18 protein-coding genes are annotated in these 13,464 nt (G+C 74.8%); 8 read left to right on the top strand and 10 right to left on the bottom strand.

Features of this window, described 5'->3' with window-relative positions:
* Positions 1 to 91: 91 nt before the first annotated feature.
* Positions 92 to 1,174: a crosslink repair DNA glycosylase YcaQ family protein gene (locus O7603_RS27295; protein WP_281572602.1), complete on the top strand. Its 1,083-nt coding sequence runs from the start codon at positions 92 to 94 to the stop codon at positions 1,172 to 1,174.
* Positions 1,175 to 1,227: 53 nt separating this feature from the next.
* Here O7603_RS27295 and O7603_RS27290 read toward each other — a convergent pair whose 3' ends face one another.
* Entirely contained in the window at positions 1,228 to 1,644 is a 417-nt protein-coding gene (locus O7603_RS27290) for a CBS domain-containing protein (RefSeq protein ID WP_281572601.1), read from the bottom strand.
* Positions 1,645 to 1,815: 171 nt separating this feature from the next.
* Between O7603_RS27290 and O7603_RS27285 the strand changes: the two genes are divergently transcribed.
* Positions 1,816 to 2,397 (top strand): nucleotidyltransferase family protein, encoded by a 582-nt coding sequence (locus O7603_RS27285; RefSeq protein WP_281572600.1) that lies wholly within the window; start codon positions 1,816 to 1,818, stop codon positions 2,395 to 2,397.
* 39 nt (positions 2,398 to 2,436) lie between these two features.
* Here the strand turns inward: O7603_RS27285 and O7603_RS27280 are convergent, their stop codons facing one another.
* The 4 genes from O7603_RS27280 to O7603_RS27265 all read right to left on the bottom strand — a co-directional run bounded on the left by O7603_RS27280 (position 2,437) and on the right by O7603_RS27265 (position 7,000).
* The gene (locus O7603_RS27280) at positions 2,437 to 2,877 is read right to left on the bottom strand and encodes a PPOX class F420-dependent oxidoreductase (protein ID WP_281572599.1); all 441 of its coding nucleotides are present in this window, start codon (positions 2,875 to 2,877) and stop codon (positions 2,437 to 2,439) included.
* Positions 2,878 to 2,995: 118 nt separating this feature from the next.
* A complete protein-coding gene (locus O7603_RS27275; protein ID WP_281572598.1) occupies positions 2,996 to 4,021 on the bottom strand; it encodes an aspartate-semialdehyde dehydrogenase in 1,026 nt (341 codons plus the stop codon).
* Between the two features lie 343 nt (positions 4,022 to 4,364).
* Complete coding sequence (locus O7603_RS27270; protein WP_281572597.1) at positions 4,365 to 5,711, bottom strand: pitrilysin family protein; 1,347 nt, start codon at positions 5,709 to 5,711, stop codon at positions 4,365 to 4,367.
* Positions 5,708 to 7,000 carry a pitrilysin family protein gene (locus tag O7603_RS27265; protein WP_281572596.1) on the bottom strand — a complete coding sequence of 431 codons (1,293 nt, stop codon included), beginning with the start codon at positions 6,998 to 7,000 and terminating at the stop codon, positions 5,708 to 5,710. Before O7603_RS27265 ends, O7603_RS27270 begins: the two co-directional genes overlap by 4 nt.
* A 185-nt stretch (positions 7,001 to 7,185) precedes the next feature.
* On the opposite strand from O7603_RS27265, the gene O7603_RS27260 reads away from it, so the two are divergent.
* On the top strand, positions 7,186 to 7,938 hold the full coding sequence (locus O7603_RS27260) for a phosphodiesterase (protein ID WP_281572595.1): 753 nt from the start codon (positions 7,186 to 7,188) through the stop codon (positions 7,936 to 7,938).
* Here O7603_RS27260 and O7603_RS27255 read toward each other — a convergent pair.
* Positions 7,905 to 8,117 carry a hypothetical protein gene (locus tag O7603_RS27255; RefSeq protein WP_281572594.1) on the bottom strand — a complete coding sequence of 71 codons (213 nt, stop codon included), beginning with the start codon at positions 8,115 to 8,117 and terminating at the stop codon, positions 7,905 to 7,907. The genes O7603_RS27260 and O7603_RS27255 overlap by 34 nt on opposite strands.
* Before the next feature lie 280 nt (positions 8,118 to 8,397).
* Here O7603_RS27255 and O7603_RS27250 point away from each other — a divergent pair, with 280 nt between their 5' ends.
* The 3 genes from O7603_RS27250 (at position 8,398) to O7603_RS27240 (ending at position 10,456) form a co-directional block, all read left to right on the top strand.
* On the top strand, positions 8,398 to 9,492 hold the full coding sequence (locus tag O7603_RS27250; protein ID WP_281572593.1) for a 3-deoxy-7-phosphoheptulonate synthase: 1,095 nt from the start codon (positions 8,398 to 8,400) through the stop codon (positions 9,490 to 9,492).
* Positions 9,493 to 10,002: 510 nt separating this feature from the next.
* Positions 10,003 to 10,227 carry a hypothetical protein gene (locus O7603_RS27245; RefSeq protein WP_281572592.1) on the top strand — a complete coding sequence of 75 codons (225 nt, stop codon included), beginning with the start codon at positions 10,003 to 10,005 and terminating at the stop codon, positions 10,225 to 10,227.
* 31 nt (positions 10,228 to 10,258) lie between these two features.
* Entirely contained in the window at positions 10,259 to 10,456 is a 198-nt protein-coding gene (locus O7603_RS27240) for a hypothetical protein (protein ID WP_281572591.1), read from the top strand.
* A gap of 63 nt (positions 10,457 to 10,519) precedes the next feature.
* On the opposite strand, the gene O7603_RS27235 is transcribed toward O7603_RS27240, so the two are convergent.
* Genes O7603_RS27235 through O7603_RS27225 form a run of 3 tightly spaced genes read right to left on the bottom strand, consistent with a single transcriptional unit; the run spans position 10,520 to position 11,781 of the window.
* On the bottom strand, positions 10,520 to 11,062 hold the full coding sequence (locus O7603_RS27235) for a DUF1360 domain-containing protein (protein WP_281572590.1): 543 nt from the start codon (positions 11,060 to 11,062) through the stop codon (positions 10,520 to 10,522).
* Positions 11,063 to 11,107: 45 nt separating this feature from the next.
* The gene (locus O7603_RS27230; RefSeq protein ID WP_281572589.1) at positions 11,108 to 11,443 is read right to left on the bottom strand and encodes a hypothetical protein; all 336 of its coding nucleotides are present in this window, start codon (positions 11,441 to 11,443) and stop codon (positions 11,108 to 11,110) included.
* Positions 11,443 to 11,781, bottom strand: coding sequence for a DUF6158 family protein (locus O7603_RS27225; protein ID WP_281572588.1), 339 nt, complete (start codon positions 11,779 to 11,781; stop codon positions 11,443 to 11,445). The genes O7603_RS27230 and O7603_RS27225 overlap by 1 nt, the downstream gene beginning before the upstream one ends.
* A gap of 133 nt (positions 11,782 to 11,914) precedes the next feature.
* Between O7603_RS27225 and O7603_RS27220 the strand changes: the two genes are divergently transcribed.
* The gene (locus O7603_RS27220) at positions 11,915 to 12,370 is read left to right on the top strand and encodes a hypothetical protein (protein WP_281572587.1); all 456 of its coding nucleotides are present in this window, start codon (positions 11,915 to 11,917) and stop codon (positions 12,368 to 12,370) included.
* A gap of 26 nt (positions 12,371 to 12,396) precedes the next feature.
* Entirely contained in the window at positions 12,397 to 12,726 is a 330-nt protein-coding gene (locus O7603_RS27215; protein WP_281572586.1) for a DUF3817 domain-containing protein, read from the top strand.
* A gap of 69 nt (positions 12,727 to 12,795) precedes the next feature.
* Here the strand turns inward: O7603_RS27215 and O7603_RS27210 are convergent, their stop codons facing one another.
* Entirely contained in the window at positions 12,796 to 13,323 is a 528-nt protein-coding gene (locus tag O7603_RS27210) for a DUF6232 family protein (protein ID WP_281572585.1), read from the bottom strand.
* Between the last annotated feature and the right edge of the window lie 141 nt (positions 13,324 to 13,464).

Below are 13,464 nucleotides of genomic sequence, written 5' to 3'. Positions count from 1 at the left end.
GCGGCGCGGCGGCCCTGTCGGGTCCGGGCGGTAGCGTCCGGGGAGTACCCGCGGACGAAGGGACGGCACGATGGCGGCGAGCGGGTTAGCGGTGAGCCGGGAGCAGGTGCTCGCCTACCGGGTGGCGGCCCAGCAGTTGGACCGTCCGGGGCTGCGCGCGGCCGACCTCGCCGTGCTGGCGCTGGGCGTGCAGGACACGCCCTACGGCTCGGCCCGGCTTGCCCTCGCGGCGCGGGGCGCGGCACTCCCGGACGACCGGCTGACGCTCGCCTGGTCGCTGCGTGGGGCCCCGCACCTGCACCGCCGCGCCGCGTTGCCGGCGCTGGCCGCGGCGAGCTGGCCGCTGAGCGACGCGGACGCCACCCGGCGGATCGCCGGCCAGATCGGCTCCGGCGCCCGGCTCGGGCTCGCCGCGTTCCGCGCCACCGCCGACGCGTTCCGGTCGGTGGTCACCGCCGAGATGGAGAAGGGCGAGGTCAGCCGCGCGGTCAGCGACCGGGTCCCGGCCGAGCTGAGCTACGACTGTCGGGCCTGTCAGGCGCGGCACATCTCCGGCGCGCTGTTCCAACAGGCCGGGCTCGCCGGTGGCGTACGGCTCGAGGTGGCCGGCCGAGCGGCCCGGCTCGCCCCGCTGCCCGACTGGTCCGGGCCACCGGCCACGGCGGCCGGCACGGCCGACCTGGTCACCACCTACCTGCGGCTGCTCGGCCCGGCCACCCTGACCGACGCCGCGGGCTTCCTCGGCACCACCGCCACGGCGCTGCGCCCGGTCTGGCCCGGCGGGCTGGTCGAGGTCAGCGTCGACGGGCGGGCCGCCTGGTTGCCGGCCGACCGGCTGGCCGCGCTGACCGGCGCGCCGCCGGCCCGGCTGGTCCGGCTGTTGCCGCCGGGTGACCCCTACCTGGCCGGGCGCGACCGCGGCCTGCTCGTCCCCGAGCGGGCCCACCAGCGGGAGCTGTGGCGGATCCTCGGCAGTCCCGGGGCGCTGCTGGTCGACGGCGAGGTGGCCGGCACGTGGCGGGCCCGGCAGGCCGGCCGGGGCCGGTTGGACGTGACGGTCGCCCCCTTCGGCGCCCTGCCCGCGCGGGTCCGCCGGGCGGTCGACGCGGAGGCGGTCGGGGTCGCGCAGGCGCGCGGCGCCACCGACGTGCGGGCCCGCGTCGAGCCGGAATGACACGCCGGCTCCCCGGGGGATCCGGGGAACCGGCGCACGTCCGCGGCGGACGGTCAGTTGTTCGGGTCGTCGGCGCTGATGTCCGCGAGCACCGACTGGGGCTCACGCTCGACGGCGAGGTCACCCATCGAGACGAGGCCGACCAGGCGCCCGTCGTCGATAACCGGCAACCTCCGCACCGCGTAGGTGCGCATCAGGTCGGCGGCGGCCACGGCGTCGTCGTACTGGCTCACGGTGACCACGTCCTTGGTCGTGATCTGGTTGAGCCGGGTGGAACTGGCGTCCATGTTCTCCGCCACGGCCCGGACCGTGATGTCCCGGTCCGTCACGATGCCGACGACGTTGTCGCCATCGGTGACCACCACGTCGCCGATCGCGCTGTCGCGCATCTCCTGCGCCGCAGCGGTGAGTGTGTCGTTGCCGTCCATCGTCACCAACCGGGTCGTCATGAACTCTCCGACCGTTGTCATGGTGCTCCCCTCTCGGTGTCGGCACCGGCCGTCTACCCGCCGTCCGGGGCGGGGTAACGCCGACCGCTCCCCCGTCCGGGCCGGGCACGCCGCCCCCCGTTCCGCCCTGCTGATGACCCGAGCGGCGCCCGCAGGGACGGCCGCCGGACCGGCCCCGGTTAGCGTGTCCGGATGCGGGACGACGAGCGGGAGCTGTGCCAGCTGGTCGACGGGAGCCCGTGGCTGACGCGCGCGTTACGGGTGGTCCGGGACTCCGGACTGCCGGACGCCTGGATCGGCGCGGGGGCCCTGCGCGACCTGGTGTGGGGGCAGCGGTACGGGGCCGGGTTCGACCCCGGCGCGGTCCGGGACGTGGACGTGGTCTTCTTCGACCCGTCCGACCTGAGCCGGGAGTACGACCACCGGGCCACCGCCCGACTGGTGTCCGCCTGGGCGGAGCCGCCCTGGGAGGCGCGCAACCAGGCGGCGGTGCACACGTGGTACGCGGCGAAGTTCGGCGGCGATCCCATCGCGCCGTACCGCGGCGTCGCCGAGGCGGTGGCCACCTGGCCGGAGTACGCGACCGCGGTGGCGGTCCGGCTGGACGCCACCGGGCGGATCGAGGTGTGCGCTCCGTACGGACTGGGCGACCTGCTCGGTGGGGTGTGGCGGCACAACCCCGCGCGGGTGCCGGTGGCGCTCTCCCGGCGCCGGCTGGCGCGGCACCGCCCGGCCCAGCGTTGGCCCGGCGTCACCGTGGTCGACCCGGGCTGACGGAGTCGGCCACCGGCCCGACGTCGGGCACCGCGAGCGTCAGCCGCGCGGCGGCGCCCCGTACGTCCGCTCGACGTGCAGCCGCAGCACCAGCCGCCGCTCGGCGACCATCGCCCGCCGGTAGTCGTCCCAGTCCGGGTGCTCGCCCTGGATCGACCAGTAGACCTCGACCAGTTCCTCGACCGTGGCGTCGGTGGTGTCGGCGGCCACCGGGGTCAGCTCGGCACGCCCCTCCGCCACCGCGTACGCCCAGCCGTCCTCGCTGCTGACGTGGAAGCTGGCCCGCGGGTCCCGGCGCAGGTTGACCGTCTTGGCCCGGTCGTCGGTCACCGACACCCGGATCAGGCCCGCCGCCGGGTCGAACGAATAGATCACAGTGGACAGCTGTGGCCGCCCGTCCCGCTTGATGGTCGCGAGGACCCCCAGCCGGCGGCCGGCGATCAGATCGGTCAGCGCGCGTTGTGTCCGCTCGTCCGCCACGGTCTCCTCCACTTCGCCCGGTCGAGTCCCATCCAAGCACGCCGTCAGGGGCCCCACGACGGATCCGGGCACCACGCCGAGGCTCGGCGGGGTGCCCGGAGTGCGGCGACCGGTCCGTTCAGCGGCGCTCGGCGGCGACCAGCTCGGCGATCTGCACCGCGTTGAGCGCGGCGCCCTTGCGCAGGTTGTCGTTCGAGCAGAACAGGGCCAGCCCGTGCTCGACCGTCTCGTCGGCCCGGATCCGCCCGACGTAGCTCGGGTCCTGGCCGGCCGCCCGCAACGGCGTCGGCACGTCGGTGAGCGCCACCCCCGGCGCGCCGTCGAGCAGCTCCCGGGCCCGCTGCGGGGTGATCGGCCGGGCGAACCGGGCGTTGATCTGGAGCGAGTGGCCGGTGAAGACGGGCACCCGGACGCAGGTGCCGGAGACCCTGAGGCCCGGGATTTCGAGGATCTTGCGGCTCTCGTTGCGCAGCTTCTGCTCCTCGTCGGTCTCGAACGAGTCGTCGTCGACGATCGACCCGGCGAGCGGGAGCACGTTGAACGCGATCGGCTCGGCGAACGAGCGCGGGGCGGGGAACTCGACCGCGTCGCCGTCGAAGGCCAGCCCGGCGGCGTGCTCGGCGACCTTGCGGACCTGCTCGTCCAGCTCGGCGACCCCGGCGAGGCCGGCGCCGGAGACCGCCTGGTACGTCGAGACGACCAGGCCGACCAGCTCCGCCTCGTCGTGCAGCGGGCGCAGCACCGGCATCGCCGCCATCGTGGTGCAGTTCGGGTTGGCGATGATGCCCTTGGGGCGTACGGCGGCGGCGTGCGGGTTGACCTCGGCGACCACCAGCGGCACGTCCGGGTCCATTCGGAACGCCGAGGAGTTGTCGATCACCACGGCGCCGGCGCCGGCCACGCGGGGGGCGAGATCCTTGGCGGTGCCCTTGCCGGCCGAGAAGAGCACGATGTCCAGCCCGGAGTAGTCGGCGGTGGCCGCGTCCTCCACGACGACCTCGCCGTCCCGCCACGGCAGCGTGCGCCCCGCCGACCGCGCCGACGCGAACAGGCGCACCTGCTCCGCCGGGAACTCCCGTTCCGCCAGCACCCGCCGCATCACGCCACCGACCTGGCCGGTGGCCCCCACAATGCCGATCCTCATGCCCGCGAGGCTACCCAGCCGGGACCCCGGCCCGGGAACCCTTTCCCGGCCCCCGGGCCGACGTCACACCCACCCCTGCGCCCCCGGGATGACCGTCCGGCCGCAAACGCCACCGCCGATCGCCCGGCCGTCCGCAAGATCCCGGGCCACGAGGGCGTCCGACCGCAGCCGTTCACGCCGTGTCGGCCACCCTCCGACACCTGGACACCCGCCCTGCGATCCCCGTCACACGTGGTGTGTCCACCGGACTCCTCCACACGCACGGTCCCGGAGAGCGTGGCGTTCCGTCGGGAAGCGGCCACTCTCTCCGGGAACGGGTGCGGGGTCGGGGTCCGGCCGGGAGTCAGCGGGCGACGTCGACGATGTCGCCGAGGCCGCTCGCGACGAGTTCGTCCCGGATCACCGCGGCATCGCCCTCCACGACCAGGGTGAGCGAGTCCGGGTGGAGGTGCGTCGCCGCCGCGGCGCTGACCTGCTCGACGTCGGCCGCGAGCAGCGCCTCGCGCAGCTGGGCGTGGTAGTCGTCCGGTAGGTCGTGCACGACGAGGGTGGTCAGCGCCGAGGCGATCGCGCGGGGGCTCTGCAGCTCCACCGACAGCTGCCCGGCCCGCCAGGACCGGGCCACCGCCAGCTCCTCCTCGGTCACCCCGCCGGTCCGGGTGCGGCTGATCTCGCCGACCGCCTCGACCAGCGCGGGCGCGGTGACCGCGGTCTGCACCCCGGAGCTGACCGCGAACCGGCCGAAGCGGCGGGACGAGGCGAAATCGCCGCGGATCCCGTACGTGTAGCCGCGCACCTCCCGGATCAGGTGGTTGAGCCGCGAGGTGAACGCGCCCCCGAGCACCGTGCCGGCGAGGCTCATCGGCACGTGGTCGGGGTGGGCGCGGTGCGGGGACGGGTGCCCGAGCCGCAGGGTGGACTGCACCGACCCGGGCCGGTCGACCAGGATGATCCGCCGGGTGTCGTGCAGCGGCACCTCGATCGGACCGCCGCGGTCGACCGGGCCGCCGCCGGCGCCGGCGAACGCCGCCGCGCCGAGCGCGTCCAGGTCGATCCGGTCCAGGTCGCCGGCGACGATCAGCGTGCCGGGGCGGATGAACCACTCGGAGTGGAAGACCGTGACGCCGTCGACGTCGACGCCGGCGACCGAGTCCGGATCGCCGTACATCGGCCGACCCCACCGGTTCTCCGCGCCGAACAGGTCGGCGCGCAGCGCCGCGTCCGCCCGCGGGCCGGGGTTGGCCCAGTCCATCCGCAGCGCGGTGGCCTCGTCGTCGCGGACCCGGCGCACGTCGGCCGGGTCGAGCCGGGGGGTGCGGACGGCCTCGGCCAGCAACTCGACGGCGGCGGTCAGCCGGTCCACCGGTACCTGCACGCTGACCTGGAACGAGTCCCAGTCCAGCCCGATCACCAGCTCGGTGCCGAGCCCCTCGACGGCGAGCGCGTACGCGGCGGCGTCCCGCTGGGCGGTGCCCTCCTCGAGGGCCTTGGCGAGCACCCCGCCGAGCCCCTCCTTGCCGGTGGGCTCGCGGCCGGCGCCGGCGTCGAGCAGCAGCAACGCGACCGCGAGGGTCTGCCCGGGCAGGTGCGCGGCGACGACCTGACCACCGGCCACGGTGCGGCGGACCACCGGCGGGAACCGGTAGGGGCGGGCGGCGCCCGGGCCGGGGCGGGAGGCGATCAGGGTCACGGCGTCTCCTCGGCGTGGTAGGTCAGGGTCACCCGGTCGTCGGCGGCGAGCACCTCGGCGGCGGTCTCGGCGATCTGCTCGGCGGTCACCGCGAGCAGGGCGGGCAGGCGTTCGGCGGCCCGGGCCGGGTCACTGAACTGGGTGGCGTACCGGCCCAGCGTGTCCGCCCGGCCGTCGACAGTGGACATCTGCCGCCACCAGGCCGTGCTGAGCAGGGCCTTGGCGCGGTCCAGCTCGCTGGCGGTGACCGGCACGGTGGCCAACTCGTCGATCACGGCGTGCAGCCCGGCGGCCAGCCGCTCGGCGCCCACCCCGGGTCGGGCGGTGGCGGTGGCGATCAGCGGCGCCGGCGCGTGCGCCAGGTCGACCCCGTACGCCCCGACCAGGTCGGGCTGGGCGATCCGCTCGCCGTCGGCCAGCCGTTGGTAGAGCCGGCTGCCCCGGCCGCTGCCCAGCACGGTGGCCAGCACCGTGACGACGTCGTAGCCGGTGCTGCCGAACGGGTGGGTGCGGTGGGCGACGTACACCCGGGGGGCCGGGACCTCGGCGGTCACCGTCTCCACGGCCGGCCGACCGGTGGCCGGCACCGTCCGGCCGTCCGGCGCGGCCGGGATGTCGGGCCGCGCCGGTATGGCCCCGAAGTACTTGTCGGCCAGCGCGAACACCTCCGCGGCGGCGGCGTCCCCCACCACGGTGAGCACGGCGTTGTTGGGCGCGTAGTAGGTCTGGTGGAACGCCTGGAAGGTGCCGAGGGCGGCGGCGTTCAGGTCGGCCATGGAGCCGATCGTGGCGTGGTGGTACGGGTGCTTCGGCGGGTAGAGCAGCGGCAGCAGCCGCAGCCAGGCGTCGCCGTACGGCACGTTCTCGTACCGCTGCCGCCGCTCGTTCTTGACCACGTCACGCTGGTTGTCCAGCGTCTCCTGGGTCAGCGCCGGGACCAGGCCGCCCATCCGGTCGGCCTCCAGCCAGAGCGCCAGTTCCAGGTGCTCCGCCGGGACCGTCTCGAAGTAGTTGGTCCGGTCCGGGTTGGTGGTGGCGTTGAGCGAGCCGCCGGAGCCCTGGATCAGCTTCATGTGCTCGGTCTTCGCGACGTTCAGCGAACCCTCGAACATGAGGTGCTCGAAGAGGTGGGCGAAGCCGGTCTGCCCCTCCGGCTCGTGCCGGGAACCGACGTCGTACCAGAGATTGACCGCGACCGCCGGCGCGGTGCGGTCCTCGCTCACCACCACGCGCAGGCCGTTGTCCAGTCGGGTCGTCTCGATGGGCCAGGGGTAACCGCTGTCGGGCATGAGCACGACGCTATCCGATCGCGCGGGCGGAAAGGTGACGTGCGACCGCCGGGCGAGCCGGAGCGGGCGCTCACGGCGGAGGCCGGCGGCGGCCACGGGCCAGGCCGGAGCCCGGATCCCACGGGGGCCCGCCGCCGGGCGGCCGGGTCGACGCATCGACCGCGCCGGCCGGGGTACGGAGGGGCATGCCCGCGCCCAGCGCCCGCCCGTCCGCGTCCGCCGCGCGAGCGGGCCGCGCCGTCCGTCGCTCCGCCGCCGCCCTGACCCGCCTGCGCGGGGCGCGGCTGCTCCATCCGGCCGGCCGCTCGTTCGCCGGCGAGGTGACGGTCTGGGGAACGCCCGGCCCACCGACCGGCGTCGCGCTCATCGACGAGCCGGGCCGGTACCCGGCGACGGTCCGGCTCTCGAAGGGGATTCCCACGCCGGGCAGCTGGCCGGACGTGCTGGGCCTGGCGATGCGGGTGCACGTGGACGACGAGCGGCCCTTCGACCTGCTGGTCAGCTCCAGCGGCGCGGCGCCGGTGCTCCGCGCCCTGCCGCTACCCCGGCGGCACTTCGCCGGGACGTACAGCACGATCATGCCGTTGCGCATCCGCCGCCGGCGGGTCTGGCTGGCCGCGCTGGCCGACCCGGACTCGGCCGACCTCGGCCGCAGCCTGGCGGAGGTGGCCGCCGCGACCCGGGCGGACGAGCCGAGGCTGGTGCTCGCGGTCGCCTCCGGCGTGGGGCCGTGGCGGCCGTTCGGGCAGGTCAGCATCGGCACCCAGCTCAGCGCCCGGCAGGACGCCACGCTGGCCTTCGATCCGATCGGCAACCTGCCGGCCGGTCTGTCCGCCGCGGGGCCGATGACGTGGCTGCGGGCCCAGGCCTACCGGGGATCCCGCGAGGCGCGTGGTGCCCGGGTTCAGTCCGGCGGCTCGCTCGGGGTCACCGTCTGATCCGAGGTCCGATGCTCCAGCACGGTGTCCGGCGCCACGTTCCGGTCCTCCCGGAGGTCGGACTCGGTGAGGATCGCCTCCGCCTGCGCCTCCGGGTCGTCGCTGCCCACCACCTCCTCCTCCGGCAGCAGGTGGGCACGGGACTCGACGCGGTCCAGGTCGCTCTGCTCGTCGCTCATGGCACCCCTCATACCCGGGCCCCGCCGCCGGCACGCCCGCGCTACGCCGGACGTGGGTCGCCGACGTCCGGGTGAACCGCGGCCGCGCCGTCGGGTACGCTGGTCCCGTGACGCGGTCGTATCGATGGTTTAGGCAGCCGGCTGGAGGAGCCGGTGACTTCACCATGATCTGACGTCACTCCTCTTCGAGCCGGCTGGGCAGGGCCTTGGGTCCCTGCCCTTTTGCGTACGAGCAGCCGGCTCGACCCGGGCACCGGCCCCGGGCGCGGTCGGCGAAAGGATGCCCACCGTGACGACCCCGGAGACCGATCGGGTCAGCGACCAGCGGATCGACCGCGTCGTGCCGCTGACCACCCCGGCCCTGCTGCACCACCAACTGCCCCTGGACGACGCGCTCGCCTCGGCCGTGCTGACCGGCCGCCGCGCGGTCGGCCGGGTGCTGGACCGCGCTGACGACCGCCTGCTGGTGGTGGTCGGCCCGTGCTCGGTGCACGACCCGGCCGCCGCCCTGGACTACGCCCGCAGGCTGCGCGAGGCGGCCGACCGGGTCGCCGACGACCTGCTCGTCGTCATGCGGGTCTACTTCGAGAAGCCCCGCTCCACGGTCGGCTGGAAGGGCCTGATCAACGATCCGGGGCTGGACGGCTCGGGCGACGTCAACACCGGCCTGCGGCTGGCCCGTACGCTGCTGCTCGACGTGCTGCGCCTCGGCCTGCCGGTGGGCTGCGAGTTCCTCGACCCGATCACCCCCCAGTACATCGCGGACACCGTCGCCTGGGGCGCGATCGGCGCGCGGACGGTCGAGAGCCAGGTGCACCGGCAGCTCGCCTCGGGCCTGTCCATGCCGATCGGCATGAAGAACCGCCCGGACGGGAGCATCAGCACGGCCGTGGACGCGATCCGGGCGGCCGGCGTACCCCATGTGTTCCCCGGCATCGACGTCTCCGGCACCCCGGCGATCATGCACACCCGGGGCAACGCCGACGGGCACCTGGTGCTGCGCGGTGGCGGCGGCCGGCCCAACTACGACGCGGAGTCGGTGGCCGGCGCGCTCGACCTGCTGCGGGCCGCCGGCCTGCCGGAGCGGGTGGTGGTCGACGCCAGCCACGCCAACAGCGGCAAGGACCACCGCAACCAGCCGCTGGTGGCCGCCGACGTGGCCGCCCAGCTCGCCGCCGGGCAGCGCGGCATCGTCGGCATCATGCTCGAGAGCTTCCTCCGGCCCGGCCGCCAGGACCTCGACCCCACGCGGGAGCTGGAGTACGGCAAGTCGGTGACCGACGCCTGCATGGGCTGGGACACCACAGACGAGGTGCTCGACCGGCTCGCCGCCGCCGTCCGGGCCCGCCGCGCCACCCTCCCCACCCCCGCCTGACCCCACCCCCACCCCCGCCCCCGGCCCCTCGCCCCGGTGATCACGAGGTTCGCGTCGGGATTCGCGCCGAACCTGACGCAAACCTCTTGATCAACCGCGACACACGGCCGGACGTGGGCGGCGTGGGAGCGGTGGGTGTGGCGCGGGGTCGGTGTGGTGCGGGGCACAGTGGTTGGCGGAAGACCCGGCGGGTGCGCATGGTTGTGTGCAGTGTCGGTGTGTCCAGTGTCCCCGGGCCTCACCCAACTGCCTTCGCGGAATACCGTTCGGCTGGAGCCGCGTCGAGCCACTCGCCGAGAGGCGACCTGCACACCGACACCAGCGGCGCCCCCGGCCATCCGGCCGGGGGCGCCGCTGTGCTCAGGCGTGTCGATCATGCAGTTGTGGTGCCTGGAACGCCCCGGATCGCACGTTGTGCGAGGCACCACAACTGCATGATCGGCCGGCGCGGCGGTCGAGCGGCGCGGGCGGGTGACGTTTGACCGATTCCGGCACGGGTAGCTGACCGCCGTGACCGACGACGCACCCGTGACCGACAAGCCGGACACCCGGCGCCTCGACGACCTGCTCGAGGACCTGTACCACGGCCAGGAGCGGATCAGTCAGGCGGACATCTACCGCCGGGCGATCGCCGCGGAGCTCCCCGCGGAGTGGCTCACCCGGATCGCCGCACTGCCCGAGGGCGAGTACGCGGTCGACGAGGCGGCGGACCTGCTCGGCGGGTCGGTCACCTGAGAACCGCGCCCCCCGGCGAGAGGAGAACGCGATGTCCCAACACGAGAAGAACCCCGCACTCGGCCAACCGCCGGACGGGCTGGACACCCTGCCCGAGCCGGACTTCGCCGACGAGCACGACCGCACCGCGGTCGACCGGGACGTGATCACCGGCGCGGACAAGGGCGAGCGGGAGCCGGAGGCCTCCCGGGGCTGGGCCGGCGAGGACCACGGCACGACACCGACCTGAGCGGGACGGCGGCACGCGGAAGGGGCCGAGCGGATCCGCGTCGGCCCCTTCGTCGCGGCCCGCTCAGTCGTCGTCGTGCCCGCCACCCTCGGCGGCCTGCTGCGCCACCGCGTACCCCATCTGGAGGAAGTCGGACGCGGCGACCGCGGTCAACGCCGTGGCCACCAGGCGGGTCAGCCGGGGGGCGAGCACCAGCCCGCCGGTCAACCCGGTGGCGACCCAGACCGCGAGGCAGAACGGGCAGCTCAGCAGCTCCCCGATCGCGTGCCGGGTGGAGCTGCCGGAGTCGCGGACCTGCTCCATCACCTCGCCGCTGCCGATCGGCCGGTCGTAGCGGGTGAACGGGGCGCGCAGCGGGCTGGTCACCGTGTCCTTGGACAGCAGCCGGCTGAGCTTGTGCGTGGCGATCGACAGGAGCACCACGTCTGCCGGCGAGGGCCGCTCGGGCACCTGCCGGCCCGTCACCCGGGCCAGACCGGCGAGCGCTCCGGCCACCCCCGCGTACGTGCCCATCGCGGCCAGGTAGCCGCCCAGCGGGCGGTGTTCGTGCGGCGCGTACGCCTGGCGCAGCCGCGCCACCCTCTGCCTGATGCGGCTGTCGGTCACCCGGTCTCCTCGTCTCGCGTGCCTGCTGGTCGGGGCCGGTGCGGCTCAGCCGGCCTGGAGGTTGTCGGCCACCTCGCGGGCCAGGTTGTCGAGCGCCTCGGCGGCCAACCGGTCGGCGTTCGCCGCGGTGTCGCCCAGGAGGTCGAACCGGATCACGGCGCCGCCGGCGTCCTCCGGGTCCACCAGGATCTCGGCGGAGAGCCGCGCCGGCGCCGGCGCGCTCCACCGGGCGCGCAGCTCGTCGCCTGCGATCTCCGGCGTGGGGGCGCCGTCCGTGCGCAACGCTTCGGGCAGCCAGGCGGAGGCCCGGTCCGGGTCGGTCGCGGTGTTGAAGACGACCTCCGGCGGCGCGGACATCCCCCGTTCGGCGTGTGCCGCCATCACTCGTCCCGCAGCCGGCTCGGGTCGACCTCCCGACCCGGGTGCCGGGCCAGGTACTCGGTCTCCAGCTCCGCGGTGCGGCGCAGGTGGTTGGCGAGCGCGGAGTCGGCGGCGTGCCGCAACGTGTCCAGCCGGGTGCGGTGCAGGCTGTGCATCTCGCGGATCAGGTCCTCGTCGCTCAGCTCGGCCGGGTCCACCCCGAGTTCGCCGTCCACGTCCGGACCCGCGGTGGCCGGGTCGGCCAGGTGGTCACCGCTCCACTCGGGCACCCGCTGCTCCGGGCTGGCTTCCGCGCTGCCGCTCGACGGGTACCCGTCCTGTCGTACTGATCCGGTCATCGTCGGCCCCCTGGTGTCGTTTGGGCTGGCATCTAGACGGATGCCCACACGTGGTGTCAGCAAACCCTCCCGACGCCCCGACAACTACGACACCGCGTCGGAGAGCACCGCGCCTCCCGGTACCCTCGATGCCATGAAGCGGCTCTGGACCCCGGCGTGGATCGCGCGCCACGTGGCCACGGTCGTGCTGGTCGGCGCGTTCCTCGCGCTGGGCTGGTGGCAGATCAGCCGGGCCGCCGGCGGCAACACCCTCAGCTGGGCGTACGCCTTCGAGTGGCCGATCTTCGCGGGGTTCGTGGTCTTCGTCTGGTGGCGTGAGCTGCGGCACACCCTCCGCGGCGACGGGGATCCGGCCGACGCGGAATCCGCCGACACGGAATCCGCGGACGCGGAGCCGACCGCGCCCACCGCCGCGAACGGCGCGGTCGCGGCGTCCGGATCCCGGCCGGCGGTGCGCCGCCCGGTCCGGGTGAACCGGGTGCCGGTGGCGCCCGACGGGGTGGAGGACGCCGACCTGGCCGCCTACAACCGCTACCTGCAATGGTTGAACGCCAATCCGGGCGCCCGGCCCGGTGACTACCCCGGCTGAGCCGGGCTCGGGAAGGACGGACAGAGGTGGGCGGAGCCCTTACCCGGTACCGCGCGATCGCCTGGATCGTGGGCGTGGTGCTGATCCTGCTGGTCGTGGTCGGCATGCCGCTGAAGTACGCGTTCGACAACCCCGTCGTGGTGGAGACCATCGGCCCGGCGCACGGCTTCCTCTACATGATCTATCTGGTGGCCGCCTTCGACCTGTCCCGCCGCGCGGACTGGCCGCTGAAGCGGATGCTCGCCGTGATGCTGGCCGGCACCGTGCCGTTCGTCTCCTTCTACGCCGAGCGCCGGGCGACCAGCTGGCTCAACCGCCCCGCCGAGCCGGCCCCGGAGCCGGCCCTCCGCGGCTGACCTTCCGGCCGCGTCGGCACCGGCGACCGGTCGGCGCCGGCCGGGGTCGGCCTGACCGGCGCCGACCGGTCAGCGGCTCGGTCGCCAGGGGTCGACCGAGGCGAGCGGTTCGTTCCAGCCGCCGTACCGGTTCATCTCCCGGGCCCGCACCAGGGCCCGGGTCACCTGCCCGAACTGCCGTTCCTCGTCGGCGCTGAACAGCAGCACCTCGTCACCCCGGTACAGCCCCCACAACTCGTACGCCGGCGGCCGCCAGCGGTCGCCGGCCACGGCGATCAGCGCGGGCACCAGCAGCACCGCCCCGAGGATCAGGTACGCGCCGGCGGTGAGCCGTTGCAGGCCGCCGGTGAAGCCGAGCAGCACTCCGACGCCGCCGATCGCCACCCCGCTGGTGGCGACGGCGCGGACGGCTATCCGGTCGTGCGGACCCCGGGTGCTGCGCAGGTGGGTCAGCTCGGCGACCCGGAAGGTGTTGCGGCCGACGGTGAACCGGTCGACCGTCACGATGATGCCGGGACGGGCGTAGAGCAGTGTGGTCTTCGCCTCGGTCACCCTGGGTGATCGCGGCGCTCGCGTGGTCGCACGTTCAGGACTCACGGATCCCTCCCACGGCGGTCCGCCGGGTCGGCTCCCGTCGAGGTGGAGGCATCAATGCCGGTCGACGGGAATCCCGGCTCCGCGCTTCATTGTGTTGGGCCCCCGCCAGCGCGAACTGCCATTTGCCGGACTCTCCCGCCC

Source organism: Micromonospora sp. WMMD812 (assembly GCF_027497215.1).
Lineage (GTDB): Bacteria > Actinomycetota > Actinomycetes > Mycobacteriales > Micromonosporaceae > Micromonospora.
The sequence above is the reverse complement of the archived record's forward strand: the minus strand, read 5'-3'. Positions and strand labels throughout refer to the sequence as shown.